The following is a 17,046-nucleotide window of genomic DNA, read 5'->3' on the forward strand; positions in this document are numbered from 1 at the left end:
TCTATAACAGCCCTAGCTCCCGGGCCCGGACGATGGCCTGGGTACGGGATTTCACCTCAAGTTTGGCGTTGATGCGGCGGGCATGGGTTTTGACCGTATGCAGGGAAATATGCAGACGGTCAGCAATGTCCTGGTTCGAAAGCCCTTGGGCAATCAGTTCCAGCACGCCCTGCTCCCGGTCGCTGATGGGCTCCGCCAGGGGTGCCTGCTCCTTCATGTCCGACAACCCGTACAGTCTGCCCACAGACTCGGTAAAGGGCGTATCTGGCAACTGTTGCCACGTTTTTTCCAACAGCTCCTGCAACTCACCTCTGAGTTCGGCAAACGGACTGATGTAGTGTTCGTCCCCCGCCAACTCAATGGCTGTGGCCAGAATCTTTTGTGCCACGGCCGGGCCTTTCTGGCGCCAACTGACAATGCTCTCAAGCAACCTTGAGTGGATATCCAGCCCGAACGGAAGTGTCTCGCCACTATTGCTGCGAATTCCTTTTACCGTTTCTGCAGCTTTTACGTCATCCCCCCGCGCCAGTTCGATCCTGGCCTGCAGGCAGTTCAGCATACCCGGCATCATCGGGAACATTTCAGGAACACAGTTCACTTCCCGCCAGGGGTCCAGGCGTTCCATTGCCTGGGCTGCGGTATCAGCCTGGCCCAGTGCTAACCAGCCACTGATTTTCAGGGCTTCAAGAACCGGGACGTACACCGATCTGTCTACCTGCCACGATTGCATGGTGCGTTCAGCACGACCTATCCAGGCAAAAGCATCATCCATCCTGTTCTGGGTACGACAGATAAGTACCCTGAGCGCCATAGCCAGCAAAAGGCCCAGGTCACGGGTCTGTTCCGCATGGCGTATACAGGTCACTAACAGGCGATCCGCCTCGGCTTCCCTGCCCTGGTGCCACAGTACCATCACCAGGTTGAGCTGCAGTCGAGTCTCGCCCACCCGCGCGGGGCGGGAGGACTCGTTCATGGCAGTGTCCAGACCGGTTCTCAACAGTTGCTCGGCGTGTTTCAGCGAGCCTTTTCCCAGTTCAATACGGGCGTGGGCATACACCGCCAGAATTTCCGAGCCACCATCCCCGGCCTCCCTGGCCAGTCTTGCTGCAATTCGATTGGCTTCCCTGGCCTCACCGAAGTTACCCGCCGCACAAAGCGCACTGGAGCGCACCAACTGGGTCACCAGTTGCCCCTGGGTTGAGAGCTCTTCGGCCTGCAACGCACGGTCGGCGACGGCCAGGGCTTCGTCAACACTGCCTTCTCCGCGAAGGATGAAAGCTCTCAGCGCGTCAATACGGCCCACGAGCTCGGGGTGGTTTCCCTCATCCAGATCACTGATCAACAATCGCGCCTGCCCGAACTGGCCGCCAATGGCGTGAACCCAACCGTAAACAATCTTCAAGCGCGCACTCTTTTCCAGAAGCCCGGGGGGCAGGGAACGGCGAAGCCGCAGCAACGATGCGGTGTCCTGGCCAATCAGCAGCGCCTCTGAACCCTCCGAAGCTATGCGGACAGACTCATCCAGATCCCCGCTTAGCAAAGCGTAACGCAACGCCTCAGGGAACTGGTTACGCTCGCTGAACCAGCGACTGGCCTTGAGTGCCCTTTGCCGGGAGTCGTCCAGCGCCGGGGTCTGCAACCAGTCATGCAGTAACGGGTTCAGGCGGAACCATCGCCCCCGGCCCGGAAGCGGACGAAGTGGTATGCCGGTTTCCGCGGCAGCCGAGGGCCTGAAAGCGTGATCGCAGCCGGCGTCTGCCAGGGTCAGGAAGAGTTCATCCGAAACAATCTCCATTTCGGCCATGATCCGCAACGAGCGTTGCTGACCCGGCGTAAGATGAACCAGCACTGCATCCCGGAGAAATCGTTCAACACTGAAGGTTTCCTGGATCGGTAACCTGGCTTCAGAGGAGGACTCCAGCTCCCTCTGATAAAGCCCCAAGGGTGTAATCCAGCCCTCGGTGAGTGAATACAGGTGCTCCACCGCCACGGTTGTGAGCTGGTTACGGCTAACGGCGGTCTGAAAGAACTCGAAGGTTTCGGAACGGGTCAGTTCCAGAGATTCTGTGCCGATCCGATTGAAGCGGCCTTCCAGTTCGAAGGTATGGGTTTCAAACGGCAACGGTTTTCTCGACACTAGCACCAGTGCCAGTCCAGCGGGGGTGCTGGCCGTAAGTTGCTGCAACAGTGCTATCGCGGCTGGATTGGCGACGGTTCCGATATTGTCGATCACCAGCACACTGCCCGCGGTCGAGCCGGAATTTTCCTGTTCGTTGCTTACTCGTGTGTTCCAGTAAGGGTCCGACAACAGCATCGCCAGAGCATCGCTGTAGCTTGCAGCTTTTTGCTGGCTGGAAGACCGGGGCGTAACACGAGGGGGTGTCAATGCGATATCTAGCAGTGCCATAAGCCGGCCTGCATCGTTTTCCTGTCCCGTCAGGCCCAGCCATCTCAGGGTTTCGGGAGTACGACCGGTTTCCCGGAAGGCGGCGCTCAGCGCGTGGGATTTGCCAAAACCTGACGGTGCCTCCACAAACAGCACCTGCCCCGGCCTGATAACCGATGCAAGCTTCTCCGTAAGTGCCGCTCTTTTCAGATAGTTGGGTACGGGCTCTGGCATTCGCACCCGCTGACGCAATAAATCCCTGATCAACTCGCCACGATGTGCTCCGCCCAGTACCGACTGGAACTCATCATTGGCCGCACAGCCATCATCAAATGGTTTCACTCTCTGCCCCGTTGAAAACCCGGAATCTGCAGGCCCGGCGGCCTATTGTCCGGCAAAAGTGATCTCTGCCTTGTCGTTATCCTGGCGACCTGCATCGGGTACGCCTTTAGTATTAGTAGAGAGAGGTTAAACCAAATCAGGGGTGGGCTGCAAAAACAAAAAAAACGGCGAGCCATGGGCCCGCCGTTTTTTTACCCGAATTGGGTTCCGGAAATCCGGAGTTTACCGCGTACCAGCTCTGCGCAGAGCAGCTGGAGTGTATTCGCGGGAAGAACGCTCAACACCGAAGGTATAGGGGTTGGATTCTTCGTTGGTCAGACCCAGCACCAGATAACGACCCGACAGCAGATCATACAGCGTCTCAATCGCGTACCAGGGCACATTCTGATCGTAGAACTGCATGCTGTGAGCTTCCGCTACACGCCATAGCTCACCACGGCCGTCATAATGGTCAATGACCGTTGCCTGCCAGGAATCCTCATCGATATAGAAGTCACGTTGTCCGTAGATGTGGCGCTCGCCGTCCTTCAGGGTAGCGCGTACATGCCATACACGGTGCAACTCGTAACGGGTCAGGTCTTGATTGATGTGGCCAGCCTTGATGATCTCATCATAGCTCAGATCACGATCCACCAGCTTGTAGGAGTTGTACGGAATGTACATTTCCTTTTTACCGACCAACTCCCAGTTGTAACGGTCAGGTGCGCCGTTGAACATGTCGAAGTTGTCGGAGGTACGCATACCATCAGCAGCAGTACCCGGGCCATCATAGGCTACCTGCGGGGCACGGCGGACACGGCGCTGACCGGCGTTGTATACCCAGGCGCGGCGGGGCTCGGCAACCTGGTCGATAGTCTCGTGAACCAGCAGCACGTTACCTGCCAGACGGGCCGGAGCGGTGATAGCCTGCTTGAAGTAGAACAGCACGTTGGCGTCTTCGCCTGGCTCGTAATCTCTCAGGTAGGTACGCCAGGTCAGCTCGTCCTGAAATTTGACAACACTGTAAGCGCCGCTTTCTGTCGGAGTAACCTGGCCAACGTTACGCTGAACAGACCCACCGCGGTACCGGGTGATGTGGTTCCAGATGGCTTCCAGGCCATTCTGGGGAATCGGGAACGGCGTTGCATTCTGGTAGTTACCCAGGCCGTTACCGTCTTTGATCAGTTCAACCGTGGAGGCATTCTCAACGGTCTCTTCCATCACTTCGTCCGGATAGGCGGCCGTTCGATGCGTCGGATATACCGGCAGCTTGTAGTCATCGTAACGCTCAATCATGGCAACCTGGCCCGGGGACAGGTTGTCTGAGTACTGATCCACGTTGCTCTGATCAATGGTGAACAGTGGCTGCTCATCCGGGAACGGATTTACGTAGATTCCATCACCTTTGTAACCGGCAGGTGGCGTTGTCAGACCGCCGTCCCACGCCGGGATTTCATCGCCGTTGCCGGCCTTCTCTGCGCCCATCGGCGTGAGAGAATCGCCCAGCTTGGCCGCTTCCTCTGCGGAAACCGCGCCAAAGGCATTGCCCGCAAACAGGGAGGCGGACAGGATGCCAGTGGCCAGTAGCTTCTTGTTCAGTTTCATTTAAATTACCTCGTTAAACGAATTCGGGCCGAATCAGAATGAGTAGGAAACGCTCGCACTCACGAAATCGCGGTCGGTCAACTCGTTATACGGCTTGCCACCGAAAAAGTTTGTATAACCGATATTACCGGTTATGCGGTTCTGGTAAACGCCCTGCAGAGACACGCCAATGGCTTTGTTGTCTTCGTTAAAGGCACCACCAGGCTGCGGTGAATACCCTTTCACGTCATGGCTCCAGGCCAGCTGCGGCGACAGGTTGATGCCCGCGATCGCGTTGGGGTAATTCCACACCAGGCGAGTACGGTAGCCCCAGGAGAACGACGTGGTGAAGCCTTCATTGTCACAGTAGGAAGTGTTGATATTCAGCGCAGCACCGGTTGAGCCACTGCCATCACAGGCGCCACCAGGCAACTCACCGATACCAAAGGTACCTGACCGGCCATAACGGGCCTCGTCATCGTCCGGAAGGTCATGCACGTAGGTGGCACCGAATTCCGTAATCAGGGACAAGCGGCTGGCACCCATAACCTGGTCAAAGAACTTGATCAGTGTGAACTGCGCCTGGGACACATTGAAGCGGTCGTAACCGTCTACTTCAGCACCCCGAAGATCGACTCCCGGATTCTCTTCTTCGCGCTGCTGCTGAAGCAGGCTTGCAGGCTCACCGGTCTCCGGGTTGACCTGTTGCAGACCACCGTAGATCAGCTCAAACGCGTTCCATTGCAGAGGCATGTTGTCCCGGAAGCTGTACTCCGCACCAAGCGACCAACCACCAGGTGTAGTAGTGTTGATACTGATACCGTAGAGGTTGATATTTTCCGGGTACTCTATGAAGTAGCTGGGGAATCGCTCGCCCTCACGATCATCCCGTACTGTACCGCTGACGTAGGGAAGGCGGCTATTGTACTTGATGTAGTAGAAACCGAGCTCGGAGTCATTCAGCGCCGGTACATACCAGCGCAGTGCCACACCGAACTGATCCTTGGAGTCGGCTTCTCTATCGGCAAGACGTGGAGCGATGAAACCCTGCGCATAGGCCTGCGAATCAGGCAGCTGACCAGCCAGCAGAACCGGGCCACAGCCATCCGCGGCGAAATCGTTAGTAGAGAAGAATGTACCACAGTCGTCCGGACGCACCGGCTCCCAGTCTGCCTGCACAAAGGTTTCGAGAGTAATGTTTTCAGTAACACCGGCAGACATATAGAACATTTCAACCGGCAGCAGCGCGTCTTTCAGCTCTGAACCCGGTGCCCGGAATGCTTGTACGTCTACCGGGTTGATAGTATTGATACCACCCTGAATGAAGGTACTTTCACCCCAGCTCAGTACCTGCTTGCCATAGCGGACGCTGAGCGGCACATCACCGAGGTACCAGTCAGAGAACACATAGGCATCCAGAATCTCGCCACCGGATGCGTTGTCTTTTGCCTGCTCATTCAGTTCACGGCGCTGGCCCACAGGGTCTACGGCCCTGTTCTCGTCTTTCAGTTCAAAATCGTACCAGTAGCGGCCACGAACAAAGCCACCGACGCGGGTCAGAAGATTGCTGTCCACGTTGTAGTTAAGAAACAGTTCGCTGTTACCCTTGACGATCTTGGAAACAGTATCCCCTTTTTCGAAATTGAGGTTACCGTCGTCATAGTTGTTGGTGGAGGCACCAATATTTGCCATAGGCTGACCAGGTGCGTACTCCGGGCCGAGGTTACCCTGAGCAATCAATCTTCTATCGGGATCCTGGGTACGCCAGGTAGCACCCGCTGACAGCGTGGTGTTAAAAGAGGCTTCCACATCCCCCACATAAAACGAATAGGCAGCCGCCTGGCCGGACATTCCGGCGGCAACCGCTACGGCCAGCGGCAATTTGGTCCACTGCTGCCATTGATGTGTTTTTCTTGTCATTGGAAGGCTACTCCATTGTTGTTCTGAGTCGCTGCTCTGATTATTGGTATTCACGATGTTAGGAGGCTTCATGCACAGTGCTCGTGATGTTGGCACTATAGCTAACGCCATCGGACGCTTTGATCAGTCAAAAGTATGATTTTACGATTACACCCCTCTCTGCGGCAGGCTCCCCTCGCACAGAATCACTATAGTCAACATTTCTGGATGCAACCAGTTGTGGTAATGCGGGGTTTTGGCTTCAGTGCAACAGCAAGTGCGAGACAGGTTTTCGGGAAACGCTACGAGCACATCCATGTGCGCTTGACTTCGGCCATCCATGGCCGAAGACATTCCCGCAAACCTGTCCCGCACTCGCTGCCATGCCGACGAGCAGCCTACATCACAGCATTTCGATGGCCATTGCCGTGGCCTCGCCACCGCCAATGCACAGCGCCGCAATGCCCTTCTTTTTGCCGTAGTGCTTCAGAGAGTGCATCAGCGTTACCAGCAACCGTGAGCCGGTGGAGCCAACGGGGTGACCCTGGGCGCAGGCGCCGCCGTGGATGTTGACCTTCTCAGGGTCCAGGCCGAGTTCGCGGATAGGCATCATGGCGACCATGGCGAAGGCTTCGTTGATTTCGAACAGATCCACGTCGTCCTTGGTCCAGCCGGTTTTACCGAACAGCGTTTCGATCGCACCGACCGGGGCGCAGGTGAATTCCGACGGGTGCTGGGACTGGGTGCTATGGGCGACAATGCGGGCCAGCGGCTTGAGGCCGCGCTTTTCGGCCTCGGACTCGCGCATCAGCACCAGGGCAGATGCGCCGTCGGAGATAGAGGAAGCATTGGCGGCGGTAACGGTGCCATCTTTGCTGAATGCCGGCCGCAGGCTCGGAATCTTCTCAATGTTGGCGTTATGGGGCTGTTCATCGTCTTCAACAACCACTTCCCCTTTGCGGGTTTTTACGGTGACCGGAATAATCTCCTCTTTGAGCAATCCCTTCTCAATGGCGGTTTTGGCGCGGGTAAGAGAGGTGATGGCGTACTCGTCCATCTCTTCTCGGGTATAGCCTTTCTTGTCGGCCATTTCCTGGGCGAACGCGCCCATCAGACGACCGGTTTCTGCATCTTCAAGTCCGTCGAGAAACATGTGGTCCTGGGGCGCCTGCCCGGGCCCCATCCGATAGCCGCTGCGAACCCCCTGAAGGATATAGGGGGCATTGGACATACTCTCCATGCCACCAGCCACCATGATGTCGTTGCTGCCCGCCTTGATCACGTCGTGGGCGAACATGGCCGCTTTCATGCCGGAACCGCACAGCTTGTTGATTGTGGTGGCGCCGGTACTGTCAGGCAGGCCGGCCTGTCGCATCGCCTGCCGGGCTGGGCCCTGTTTCAGGCCTGCGGGCAACACGTTACCCATGATCACTTCCTGAACGTCAGCAGCCTGAAGTCCGGCGCGGCGGATGGCCTCGGCGATACTCATGGCACCCAGCTCCGGCGCGGAGACTGCGGCCAGGCTACCCTGGAAGCCGCCCATTGGGGTGCGTACACCGCTGACGATTACGACGTTATCTGTGGTCATGATTGGGTCTCTCTGTTCGTCTGTTCGTGTAGGTTGGTTTTCGGATCAGCCGAATCCGTAATCCGAAATTCATCAGGCTTTATGCGGCGCCTCAAGGTACTCCTGGGACTGCATCTCCAGTAACCGTGATTCGGTTCGCTCAAATTCGAAGCCAAGCCGCCCTCCGGCATACAGGTCGGTGATAGCGGCTTCTGCGGAAATGATAACTTTCACATTGCGGTCATAAAACTCATCGACCATATTAATGAAGCGTCTGGCCTGGTCATCCTTGTCCTTACCCAGAACCGGTACATTACTGATGATGACGGCGTGGAATTCCCGTGCCAGTTCGATGTAATCGTTCTGGCTTCTGGGGCCGTCACACAGAGTCTTGAAGTCGAACCACACCACGTCGTCTGCGTGATTGATCGCCGTGAGCTTGCGGCCGTTGATTTCAAGCTCGAGGCTGTGGCTTCCGGCTTCAACAGCAAGGCTGTCGTAGCTTTTCTGCAGGCTCCTGTCGGCCTCCTCGTCCAGTGGGTGATGGTAAAGCTCCGCCTGCTCCAGGGTTCGCAGACGATAATCCACGCCACCATCCACATTCACCACGTCGGTGTGCTTCTTCACCAGATCAATCGCGGGCAGGAACCGGGCGCGCTGAAGCCCGTCCTTGTATAGGCCGTCCGGGACAATATTGGAGGTACAGACGAGGGTGACACCTCGGCTGAACAGGCCATCCATCAGGGTGGCCAGGATCATGGCATCGCCGATGTCCGACACGAAAAACTCATCAAAACAGATAACCCGGGTTTCGTCCGCAAACATTCGGGCTACAAGTTCCAGCGGGTTTTTCTCGCCCTTCAGCGCCTTCAACTCTTTGTGGACGCGCTGCATAAAGCGGTGAAAGTGCACCCGCATCTTGCGATCAAAAGGCAGGGACTCGTAGAAAGTATCCATCAGGTAGGTTTTGCCGCGACCCACACCGCCCCAGAAGTAGAGGCCTTTAACAGGGTCTTCCTTGCCTTTTTTCAGCTTGAGGCGCAGTTTGACCATCGGTTTTTCCCGCTCCCTTTCCGCCGCCACCAGTTTGTCGTACAGTGACTGCAAACGGCGCACTGCGTCTTCCTGGGCCGGGTCCTTCTGAAACTCCGGCCGCTCAAGGTCCTGCTGGTATCGTTCCCATGGGGTCATATGGATGCGCTTTTGGGGTGTCATTAAGGCGTTTCCCGAAGTATGGTCATTCATAACGGCGGCGTATTGTGGCCGATTTTGGCTTTTTTCGCCATGGTCCGGAACTGTCCGGAGCCCCCCTGAACCGAAGCGGCAGGCGAAAGATACGACGCAATACGACGATTGGCGCACGCGTCACTCGTGTGCGCCGAGGCTTTGGAGCGTTATACTCTGGGAAGGGATTGCAACCACGTTAATTAAAGCCAGCGGATCTGGCGTATTCAGACCTGCCGGTATACTGATATTACCGGCATGGCCGATTCATCAAAAGGACGACACAGCTTATGACAAACCTGATTCTGGCAGCTATCGCCGCATTGATTGTTGGCATTGTCATCGGGGTACTGGTTGGCCGCTCCGGTCAGGGCTCCACCTTGCGTCAGCGCCGGGCTGAACAGCAGATTGAAGAACTGAGGAACGAGTACACCCGCTATCAGGCACAGGTCAACGAGCACTTCATGGAGTCTGCACATCTGCTGCGCCGTTTCAACGACACATACCGCGATGTGAACCAGCATATGGCCCGCGGCGCCAACCGCCTTTGCAACGACGAAGACTGGCTGCTTGAACTGGAGAAAGAAAATGCCAGAGCCCGCCTGGAAGAGAGTTCCAGCGGCAAGGATGGCGTAGAGCCGCCCCGGGATTATGCCCCGAAAAGCGACCCCAAAGAGAAAGGCACGCTGGCTGAAGATTTCGGGCTGGCCGAGAAAGAGCAGAAAGCGTGACGATTAAACCGGGCGTTTGAACCGGGTAATCAAACAGGATTGTCGCAGTCGATGAACCGGTGGCTTACCCCGAACGCTTCTTCCAGGGCCCGCCCCAGGGCCTGAACACCGTATCGCTCCGTGGCGTGGTGCCCCGCCGCATAGTAATGGATGCCACACTCGCGGGCGGTATGGGTTGTCGGCTCTGAAATCTCGCCGCTGATATAGGCATCGAGTCCCGCTTCCACCGCCTTGCCGATGAACCCCTGGGCTGCGCCGGTACACCAGCCAACCCTTGAAATCTCAGCAGGGCCAGCTCCCACCACCAGAGGAGCACGGTTTAATCGTTCCCCAATCAGGTCTGCGAAGGCCCCGGCCAGCATCGGAGCCTTCAGCTCGCCCTGCCATACCAGGCCACCCAACGGCTGTGGATCACAAATGCCCAACACATCTGCCAACTGGCGGTTGTTCCCGTAGTCCGGATGGTCATCCAGTGGCAGATGATAGGCCACCAGATTGATGTCGTGATCCAGCAGAGTTTTGATCCGCTCACGCTTCATACCACGAATGACCGGATCTTCGCCCTTCCAGAAGTACCCATGGTGTACCAGGATCATGTCTGCGCCAGCATCGACAGCCGCATCAATGAGCGCCTGCGAGGCAGTGACGCCGGTGATGATGGTTTTCACCTCTTCTCTGCCCTCGACCTGCAGGCCATTGGGGCAGTAGTCCTGGAAATGCTCAGGGCTAAGCCATAGGTTCAGAGTGCGGAGTATCTCGCTGCGCGATGCCATAGGGTCTCCGTATTCAGTGCCTGAAATTTGTCGTATTACACCAGCGCTTCAAGGCATTCGATCAATCGTTTGTTCTGATCTGCGGTGCCTGTGGTAATACGCAGAAAATCCGAAATTCGGGGCTTGTTGAAGTGGCGCACGATCACCCCCTGCTCCCGCAGCCCCTTCGCCAGTGCCTCGCCTGTATGTTCTGGATGACGGGCAAAGATGAAATTGGCTTTGGACGGCAAAACCTCGAATCCGAGCTCCTCCAGCCTGGAAGCCACCCACTCCCGCTCACCGATAACGCCCTCGCAGGTGGCCCGGAACCAGTCGTCATCCTCAAAGGCTGCACGGGCGCCTGCTAGCGCCAGGCGATCCAGCGGGTAGGAGTTAAAGCTGTTTTTTACCCGGTTCAGCGCCTCAATAAGCTCGGCGCTTCCCACTGCAAAGCCGACTCGTAATCCGGCCAGGGACCGCGCTTTGGAGAGCGTCTGGCAGACCAGAAGGTTCGGGTATTTGCCCACCAGCCCGATGGCGCTTTCGCCACCGAAATCCACATAGGCCTCGTCCACAACCACAACCCGGTCGGGGTTGGCGGCAACGATAGCCTCAACCTTGTCAAGCGCCAGGTAGCACCCGGTGGGGGCATTGGGGTTAGGGAAAATAATGCCACCATTAGGCTGCCTGTAGTCTTCGGGATTAATCTCGAAGCTGTCAGTCAGCGGTACGGTCTTGCCCTCAATGTTATAGAGGCCACAGTACACAGGGTAGAAGCTATAGGTGATATCCGGGTAGAGAACCGGCTCGCCGTGTTGGAACAGGCCATAGAAAATATGCGCCAGCACTTCGTCAGAGCCGTTGCCGAGGAAAATCTGTTCTTTCTCAACGCTGTAATATTGGGCGATGGTGCCTTTCAGCGCTTCACCTTCGGGATCCGGGTAGAGCCTGAGATTATCGCCCAGCTCTGCGGTAATGGCCTCGATCACCTTCGGCGAGGGGCCGAAAGGGTTCTCGTTGGTATTCAGCTTCACCAGATTGGCCATCTTCGGCTGCTCTCCCGGTACATAGGGGGTCAGCTTTTCCACCAACGGACTCCAGAACTTGCTCATTATTCTTCAACTCCTGAGGAGGTCGGGTGGTACGGAGAGCTTCCCGGGGCACGCTACGAGCACATCCATGTGCGCTTGACTCCGGCCATCCATGGCCGGAGACATCCCCGTGAAGCTCTCCGCACCACCCTCGCAGTCTTTACAGTGGCCTGCACAAAACGTAGGTCGGATTAGGCCCAACGGGCCGTAATCCGCCAGAGCCAGTTAATCCTTAATCCTATACTCCGCCGACCGGGCATGCGCCGTAAGCCCCTCGCCCCGGGCCAGCACCGAAGCCACCCGTCCCATCCGGTCCGCGCCCGCGGCGGAAAAGCCGATAATGGAGGACCGCTTCTGGAAGTCATAAACCCCCAGCGGCGAGGAGAAGCGCGCCGTACCGGATGTCGGCAACACGTGGTTCGGGCCGGCGCAGTAGTCACCCAGCGCCTCGGCCGTGAAGCGGCCCATAAAAATCGCACCAGCATGACGAATTTCTTCCACCAGGCTTTCCGGATCTTCCACCGAAAGCTCCAGGTGTTCCGGTGCAATGCGGTTGGAAACCCTAGCAGCCTCAGACAGATCCGCCACGTGAATCAGCGCAGCCCTGTCAGTCATGGAAGTGGCGATAATTTCGGCCCGTTCCATGGTAGGCAACAGCTTATTGATACTGGCTTCCACCGCATCAAGGAACGCCGCATCCGGGCTAATCAAGATAGACTGGGCCTGCTCATCGTGCTCAGCCTGGGAGAACAAGTCCATAGCAATCCAGTCCGGATCGGTTTTGCCATCGCAGATCACCAGGATCTCCGAAGGACCAGCAATCATATCGATGCCGACAGTACCGAAAACTTCCCGCTTAGCGGTGGCAACGAATATATTGCCGGGGCCGACGATTTTATCAACGGCAGGAATGGTTCCAGTACCATAAGCCAAAGCGCCGACAGCCTGCGCACCACCGACACAAAACACCCGATCAACCCCCGCTATCGCAGCAGAGGCCAGAACCATATCGTTCACCACACCATCCGGTGTAGGAACCACCATAATCACCTCGCCCACACCAGCAACCTTCGCCGGGATAGCGTTCATCAAAACCGACGACGGATACGCGGCCTTGCCACCGGGCACATACAGACCAGCGCGGTCCAACGGCGTTACCTTCTGCCCAAGGACCGTGCCGTCTTCGTCTTCGTACTGCCAAGACTTCTGATTCTGGCGTTCATGATAATCGCGAACCCGCTCGGCGGCTTTCTCAAGCGCAGCCCGCTGGTCCTGGGGAATAGCCTCCAGCGCCTTCTGCAACCGCTCTTGCCCCATCTCCAGCTCGGCGACAGAGCCCACTTTCAGGCGATCAAATTTCTCGGTAAATTCCAGAACCGCTGCATCACCACGGGTTTTCACCTCGTGCAGGATATGACGAACCGACTCATTTACTTGATGATCAACACTGTCATCCCAAGCCAGCAGCCTGGCCAGCGCACTGTCAAAGTCACTCTGGGAAGTGTTTAATCGTTTGATGCTGATATCGGTCATCACTGAATCCTGTTCCGGATTGTTAACTCAAGCCTGTTGAAGGCAACGCCTTAGTAGGGAAAGTGCTCAGGGACGGCTTTCCAAAACTGTACGGAGCCATGGATGGCGGAGTCCAAGCGTCACATGGATGTGCCGAAGGAGCGTGTTTTGGAAAGCCGTCCCTGAGCGCTTCTTACTCCAGAGTCCGCCGCTTCTCAACAGCAGCAGACATCTTCTCAATTATGGGGTTAATACCTGCGTGTTTCATCTTCATGGATGCACGGTTCACCACCAGACGGCTACTTATATTCTCAATCAGCTCGCGTGCTTCGAGACCATTCGCTTTCAGAGTATTGCCCGTATCCACGATATCGACAATCTCATCGGCAAGACCAAGGATCGGCGCAAGCTCCATAGCGCCGTAGAGTTTGATGATATCCGCCTGCCGTCCCTGGGCGGAGTAGTAACGACGCGCCAGATTCACAAACTTGGTAGCAACCCGTAGACGACCTTCCGGAGCCTTGGTGTCTTTCTTGCCAGCGGTCATCAACCGACACCGTGAAATATTCAGATCCAGCGGCTCATAAAGGCCGTCCCCGCCGTGCTCCATCAACACGTCCTTGCCGGTCACCCCCAGATCCGCCCCGCCATACTGAACATAGGTGGGCACGTCGGTGGCGCGGAGAATTAACACCCGCACATTCGGATCCGTGGTGGGAAACACCAGCTTCCGGGACTTCTTTACATCGTCGACCAGCTCAATACCTGCTTCTTTCAGAAGCGGCAAGGTCTCGTCGAGGATTCGTCCCTTCGACAGGGCGATGGTGATGGTGTCGGTCATGGGTCTTTCCGGTTCAGTGTGTTCAGCCTGGCAGGCGGCGAATACTGGCGCCCAGCAGTTGCAGTTTCTCTTCGATGCACTCGTAGCCACGGTCGATGTGGTAGATGCGATCGACAATGGTATCGCCGTCAGCCACCAGCCCCGCAATAACCAGGCTCGCGGAGGCGCGGAGGTCCGTCGCCATTACCGGAGCACCGGTAAGATGGTCCACGCCCTTAATGATGGCTGCATTCCCTTCAAGGGTAATGTCTGCACCCATGCGGATCAGCTCCTGGAGGTGCATGAACCGGTTCTCGAAAACCGTTTCCACAATCGTTCCGGTGCCCTCGGAAACCGCATTCATGGCTGCAAACTGGGCCTGCATATCCGTCGGGAACGCAGGGTATGGAGCCGTTCGCAGGCTGACCGCCTTGGGCTGGTTCCCTTTCATATCCAGGGATATCCAGTCCTTGCCGGTATCGATATGAGCACCAGCCTCTTCCAGCTTCAGCAGTACCGCCTCCAGAAGGTCCTCGCGGGTGTCCTTCAGCTTAACCCGGCCGCGGGTTGCTGCGGCAGCGACCAGGTAAGTCCCGGTTTCGACACGGTCGGGCAGCACGTCGTAGTGGCAACCATGTAGCCGCTCAACACCGTTAATTTCAATCGTTGCGGAGCCGTGGCCCTTGATGTCAGCGCCCATGGCAATCAGACACTCAGCGAGGTCCACCACTTCCGGTTCGCGCGCAGCGTTTTCGAGGATGGTTTTGCCATCCGCCAGCGCCGCAGCCATCATAAGATTTTCGGTACCCGTGACGGTTACGGTATCCAGGAAAATATGGGCGCCTTTCAGTCGACCATTGGTTTTCGCCTTGATGTAGCCGTTCTCGACCTTGATCTCGGCACCCATCATTTCCAGACCATGGATGTGCAGGTTTACGGGCCGGCTGCCGATGGCACAGCCACCGGGCAGCGAGACTTCCGCCTCACCGAAGTGCGCGACCAGGGGCCCGAGCACCAGGATTGAGGCGCGCATGGTTTTCACCAGCTCGTAGGGCGCGTGAAACTGCTTGATGGTGTTGGCATGAACCTCGACACTCATCTTCTCGTCGATCATCAACTCCACGCCCATACGGCCAAGCAGCTCGATCATGGTGGTGATGTCGTTCAGGTGCGGCAGGTTGCCAACGGTTACCGGCTCGTCCGCCAGCAGGGTGGCCGCAAGAATCGGAAGCGCGGCGTTTTTGGCGCCGGAAATCCGGATTTCGCCATCCAGAGGCTTGCGGCCCCTGATCAGAAGTTTGTCCACAATTAGGTCCTGTTGTTTGCGGGCGAATCAGCCCTGGCGCGCGGCCCACTCAGCCGGGGTAAAGGCTTTCGGGTGCAGGGCATGAATGGTACCGTCAAGAATGTGCTGGAAGAGTGCCTTGTTGATCAGTTGTTGCCGTTTGATGGTCGGCAAGCCTTCAAAAACATCGCCCACCACAACGACCATATAATGATTGCCGTCAACCTGAACCTGAACTTCGCACTCGGGCAGTGCCTCTTTGACCAGCTCAGCAACTTCGGTGGCTTCCATAAAAAATCCTCGGGCGTTTTTGAATCAGGGGCGAGATTGTAACCAATTATAGCGGCCGGGTCAGCTCTGGTGCTGGTTTTCGCGGGGTGCTTGCAACGGGGCCTGCGAGGGAAAGCCCGGCAGCTGCTCATCAAGGCCGCTCAGGGCAGCGAGTGAGCCCAGGCGCTGACTGACACCGGTAAAATTAAGGGCCTGGCTGCGACCGCGCGCCAGGCGTTGCCAGCAAAGCAACAGGGAAAGCACCACACTGTGGGCGGTACTCATGTCGGCAAGGTCCACCACCAGATCCGCTTTACTGGACAGGATAAGTGCCTCGCCCTCTTTTCTCAGAGCAACCACGGTCAGCGGATCGATTGGGCCGCTAACCGTCAGTGTGTTGCCGTTAAGGTTAACCGATGCCTGGGCTGGCGTCATGATTTGTCGACTTCAGCTTCCAGATTCAGCGACTCAACTGCATCGCCCCAGCCATCGATCACCACCTGGACCTTACCGCCGTTCTTCTCCATTTCCTGACTAAAACGATCACGAAATGCCAGGCCGATGTTCACGCCCTCAACAATCACGTTTTCCATCATCCAGCGGCCTTCGTCCGCCTGATACATGGAATAAGTCACCGGATAGCGATTGCCGGACGCGCTGATGACTTCCATACGCACGGAGGCACGCTTATCGTTGTTCGGATTGATGGTGGCATCCTTGACTTCAATGGCGAAATCATCTGCGCTCACCAGGGCCTGGGCGTAGCTGTCAAAAAGGCTCCGTTTAAACTTTTCCACGAACTCGTCACGCTGTTCCGGCGAGGTCTGGCGCGCATAACGGCCCATTACCCGGGCGGCGATCCGGCGGAAATCCACGAAGCCCTTCAGTTCGCTGTCCATACTCCGATAAAAGGCCTGGGGATCTTCCTCATACAGGCCTTTTTCATCGTGGAGTTTGTCGACGAGGCGCTGAGTGTTTTCATCCACGTACTCACGCAACTCTTCCTCCTGGCCAGCATGGGCCGGAAGCGCCAGAGCGGCCATCAGTAGTGCAACGAGCAGCAGGCTGCGTCTTATCAGAACCATGGTTGTCTCCTGTAAACCATTTCAGTTCGCTTTACTGCCCGGAGGCAAAGTTGGAAATCATTCGCTCAAGGTTCATGGCGGACTGTGTAGAGTAGAAAGTGTCCCCATCCCCCAGGGACTCCATATCGCCACCCACCGATATATCAATGTACTGTTCACCAAGCAGGCCGGATGTACGTATTACTGCTGAGCTGTCGGCGGGAATATTATCCACACTCCGGTTCACGTCAATAACGACCCGCGCCTGAAACGTTTCCCGATTCAGCGTAATCTCTCTGATCTTGCCGACCGTGACCCCGGCCATAGACACCTTGGCCCGCGGCGCCAGGTTACCGGCATCATTGAAGTTGGCGTAAAGCGTGTAGGAACTCTCCGGCGCCTTGGGCGCCAGCCCGCTCACCTGCAGCGCCAGAAACATCATGGCCGCGATACCCACGATCATGAACAGCCCCACAATGACTTCTGTTGTTCTTTGTGCCATGACGGCCCCCTGTGTCCTGTTGTTTCAGTATACCGCGA

The 17,046-nt window shown here is 56.9% G+C and carries 15 protein-coding genes; 1 reads left to right on the plus strand and 14 read right to left on the minus strand.

The genetic code is table 11. The annotated features are described in order from the left end of the window. Position 1: 1 nt before the first annotated feature. The 5 genes from FO268_RS01025 to zapE all read right to left on the minus strand — a co-directional run bounded on the left by FO268_RS01025 (position 2) and on the right by zapE (position 8,948). Positions 2-2,728: a LuxR C-terminal-related transcriptional regulator gene (locus FO268_RS01025; protein WP_150988317.1), complete on the minus strand. Its 2,727-nt coding sequence runs from the start codon at positions 2,726-2,728 to the stop codon at positions 2-4. 222 nt (positions 2,729-2,950) lie between these two features. Continuing rightward, complete coding sequence (locus tag FO268_RS01030) at positions 2,951-4,312, minus strand: DUF1329 domain-containing protein (protein WP_150988319.1); 1,362 nt, start codon at positions 4,310-4,312, stop codon at positions 2,951-2,953. 33 nt (positions 4,313-4,345) lie between these two features. After that, positions 4,346-6,211, minus strand: a complete 1,866-nt coding sequence (locus FO268_RS01035) for a DUF1302 domain-containing protein (protein WP_150988322.1) — start codon at positions 6,209-6,211, stop codon at positions 4,346-4,348. Positions 6,212-6,593: 382 nt separating this feature from the next. Further along, on the minus strand, positions 6,594-7,778 hold the full coding sequence (locus tag FO268_RS01040) for a thiolase family protein (RefSeq protein WP_150988325.1): 1,185 nt from the start codon (positions 7,776-7,778) through the stop codon (positions 6,594-6,596). Positions 7,779-7,850: 72 nt separating this feature from the next. Beyond that, a complete protein-coding gene (gene zapE / locus FO268_RS01045; protein WP_191966905.1) occupies positions 7,851-8,948 on the minus strand; it encodes a cell division protein ZapE in 1,098 nt (365 codons plus the stop codon). 323 nt (positions 8,949-9,271) lie between these two features. Here zapE and FO268_RS01050 point away from each other — a divergent pair, with 323 nt between their 5' ends. After that, a complete protein-coding gene (locus tag FO268_RS01050; protein WP_150988332.1) occupies positions 9,272-9,712 on the plus strand; it encodes a YhcB family protein in 441 nt (146 codons plus the stop codon). A 29-nt stretch (positions 9,713-9,741) separates the two neighbouring features. Here FO268_RS01050 and FO268_RS01055 read toward each other — a convergent pair whose 3' ends face one another. The 9 genes from FO268_RS01055 to mlaD all read right to left on the minus strand — a co-directional run bounded on the left by FO268_RS01055 (position 9,742) and on the right by mlaD (position 17,008). After that, positions 9,742-10,485, minus strand: a complete 744-nt coding sequence (locus FO268_RS01055; protein ID WP_150988335.1) for a Nif3-like dinuclear metal center hexameric protein — start codon at positions 10,483-10,485, stop codon at positions 9,742-9,744. Between the two features lie 35 nt (positions 10,486-10,520). Beyond that, on the minus strand, positions 10,521-11,576 hold the full coding sequence (gene hisC, locus FO268_RS01060; RefSeq protein ID WP_150988338.1) for a histidinol-phosphate transaminase: 1,056 nt from the start codon (positions 11,574-11,576) through the stop codon (positions 10,521-10,523). Between the two features lie 204 nt (positions 11,577-11,780). Beyond that, the gene (hisD, locus tag FO268_RS01065) at positions 11,781-13,088 is read right to left on the minus strand and encodes a histidinol dehydrogenase (protein ID WP_150988341.1); all 1,308 of its coding nucleotides are present in this window, start codon (positions 13,086-13,088) and stop codon (positions 11,781-11,783) included. Positions 13,089-13,260: 172 nt separating this feature from the next. Then, on the minus strand, positions 13,261-13,908 hold the full coding sequence (gene hisG, locus FO268_RS01070; protein WP_150988344.1) for an ATP phosphoribosyltransferase: 648 nt from the start codon (positions 13,906-13,908) through the stop codon (positions 13,261-13,263). A 22-nt stretch (positions 13,909-13,930) separates the two neighbouring features. After that, complete coding sequence (murA, locus tag FO268_RS01075) at positions 13,931-15,193, minus strand: UDP-N-acetylglucosamine 1-carboxyvinyltransferase (RefSeq protein WP_150988347.1); 1,263 nt, start codon at positions 15,191-15,193, stop codon at positions 13,931-13,933. 27 nt (positions 15,194-15,220) lie between these two features. Continuing rightward, positions 15,221-15,463 (minus strand): BolA family protein, encoded by a 243-nt coding sequence (locus tag FO268_RS01080; RefSeq protein WP_150988350.1) that lies wholly within the window; start codon positions 15,461-15,463, stop codon positions 15,221-15,223. A 60-nt stretch (positions 15,464-15,523) separates the two neighbouring features. After that, positions 15,524-15,877, minus strand: a complete 354-nt coding sequence (locus tag FO268_RS01085) for an STAS domain-containing protein (protein ID WP_150988353.1) — start codon at positions 15,875-15,877, stop codon at positions 15,524-15,526. Further along, positions 15,874-16,527: an MlaC/ttg2D family ABC transporter substrate-binding protein gene (locus FO268_RS01090; protein ID WP_150988356.1), complete on the minus strand. Its 654-nt coding sequence runs from the start codon at positions 16,525-16,527 to the stop codon at positions 15,874-15,876. The genes FO268_RS01085 and FO268_RS01090 overlap by 4 nt, the downstream gene beginning before the upstream one ends. A 31-nt stretch (positions 16,528-16,558) precedes the next feature. Then, positions 16,559-17,008, minus strand: coding sequence for an outer membrane lipid asymmetry maintenance protein MlaD (gene mlaD, locus FO268_RS01095; protein ID WP_150988359.1), 450 nt, complete (start codon positions 17,006-17,008; stop codon positions 16,559-16,561). Positions 17,009-17,046 lie beyond the last annotated feature (38 nt).

Origin of the sequence: Marinobacter denitrificans, assembly GCF_008795955.1 — a bacterium.
Taxonomy (GTDB): domain Bacteria; phylum Pseudomonadota; class Gammaproteobacteria; order Pseudomonadales; family Oleiphilaceae; genus Marinobacter; species Marinobacter denitrificans.

Excerpts from the sequence above, each read along its gene's own strand:
- FO268_RS01055 (WP_150988335.1), bottom strand. The coding sequence starts at position 10,485 with ATGGCATCGCGCAGCGAGATACTCCGCACTCTGAACCTATGGCTTAGC.
- zapE (WP_191966905.1), bottom strand. The coding sequence starts at position 8,948 with ATGACCCCATGGGAACGATACCAGCAGGACCTTGAGCGGCCGGAGTTT.
- mlaD (WP_150988359.1), bottom strand. The coding sequence starts at position 17,008 with ATGGCACAAAGAACAACAGAAGTCATTGTGGGGCTGTTCATGATCGTG.
- FO268_RS01085 (WP_150988353.1), bottom strand. The coding sequence starts at position 15,877 with ATGACGCCAGCCCAGGCATCGGTTAACCTTAACGGCAACACACTGACG.
- FO268_RS01050 (WP_150988332.1), top strand. The coding sequence starts at position 9,272 with ATGACAAACCTGATTCTGGCAGCTATCGCCGCATTGATTGTTGGCATT.
- FO268_RS01035 (WP_150988322.1), bottom strand. The coding sequence starts at position 6,211 with ATGACAAGAAAAACACATCAATGGCAGCAGTGGACCAAATTGCCGCTG.
- hisG (WP_150988344.1), bottom strand. The coding sequence starts at position 13,908 with ATGACCGACACCATCACCATCGCCCTGTCGAAGGGACGAATCCTCGAC.
- FO268_RS01090 (WP_150988356.1), bottom strand. The coding sequence starts at position 16,527 with ATGGTTCTGATAAGACGCAGCCTGCTGCTCGTTGCACTACTGATGGCC.
- hisC (WP_150988338.1), bottom strand. The coding sequence starts at position 11,576 with ATGAGCAAGTTCTGGAGTCCGTTGGTGGAAAAGCTGACCCCCTATGTA.
- FO268_RS01080 (WP_150988350.1), bottom strand. The coding sequence starts at position 15,463 with ATGGAAGCCACCGAAGTTGCTGAGCTGGTCAAAGAGGCACTGCCCGAG.
- FO268_RS01030 (WP_150988319.1), bottom strand. The coding sequence starts at position 4,312 with ATGAAACTGAACAAGAAGCTACTGGCCACTGGCATCCTGTCCGCCTCC.
- FO268_RS01040 (WP_150988325.1), bottom strand. The coding sequence starts at position 7,778 with ATGACCACAGATAACGTCGTAATCGTCAGCGGTGTACGCACCCCAATG.
- hisD (WP_150988341.1), bottom strand. The coding sequence starts at position 13,088 with ATGACCGATATCAGCATCAAACGATTAAACACTTCCCAGAGTGACTTT.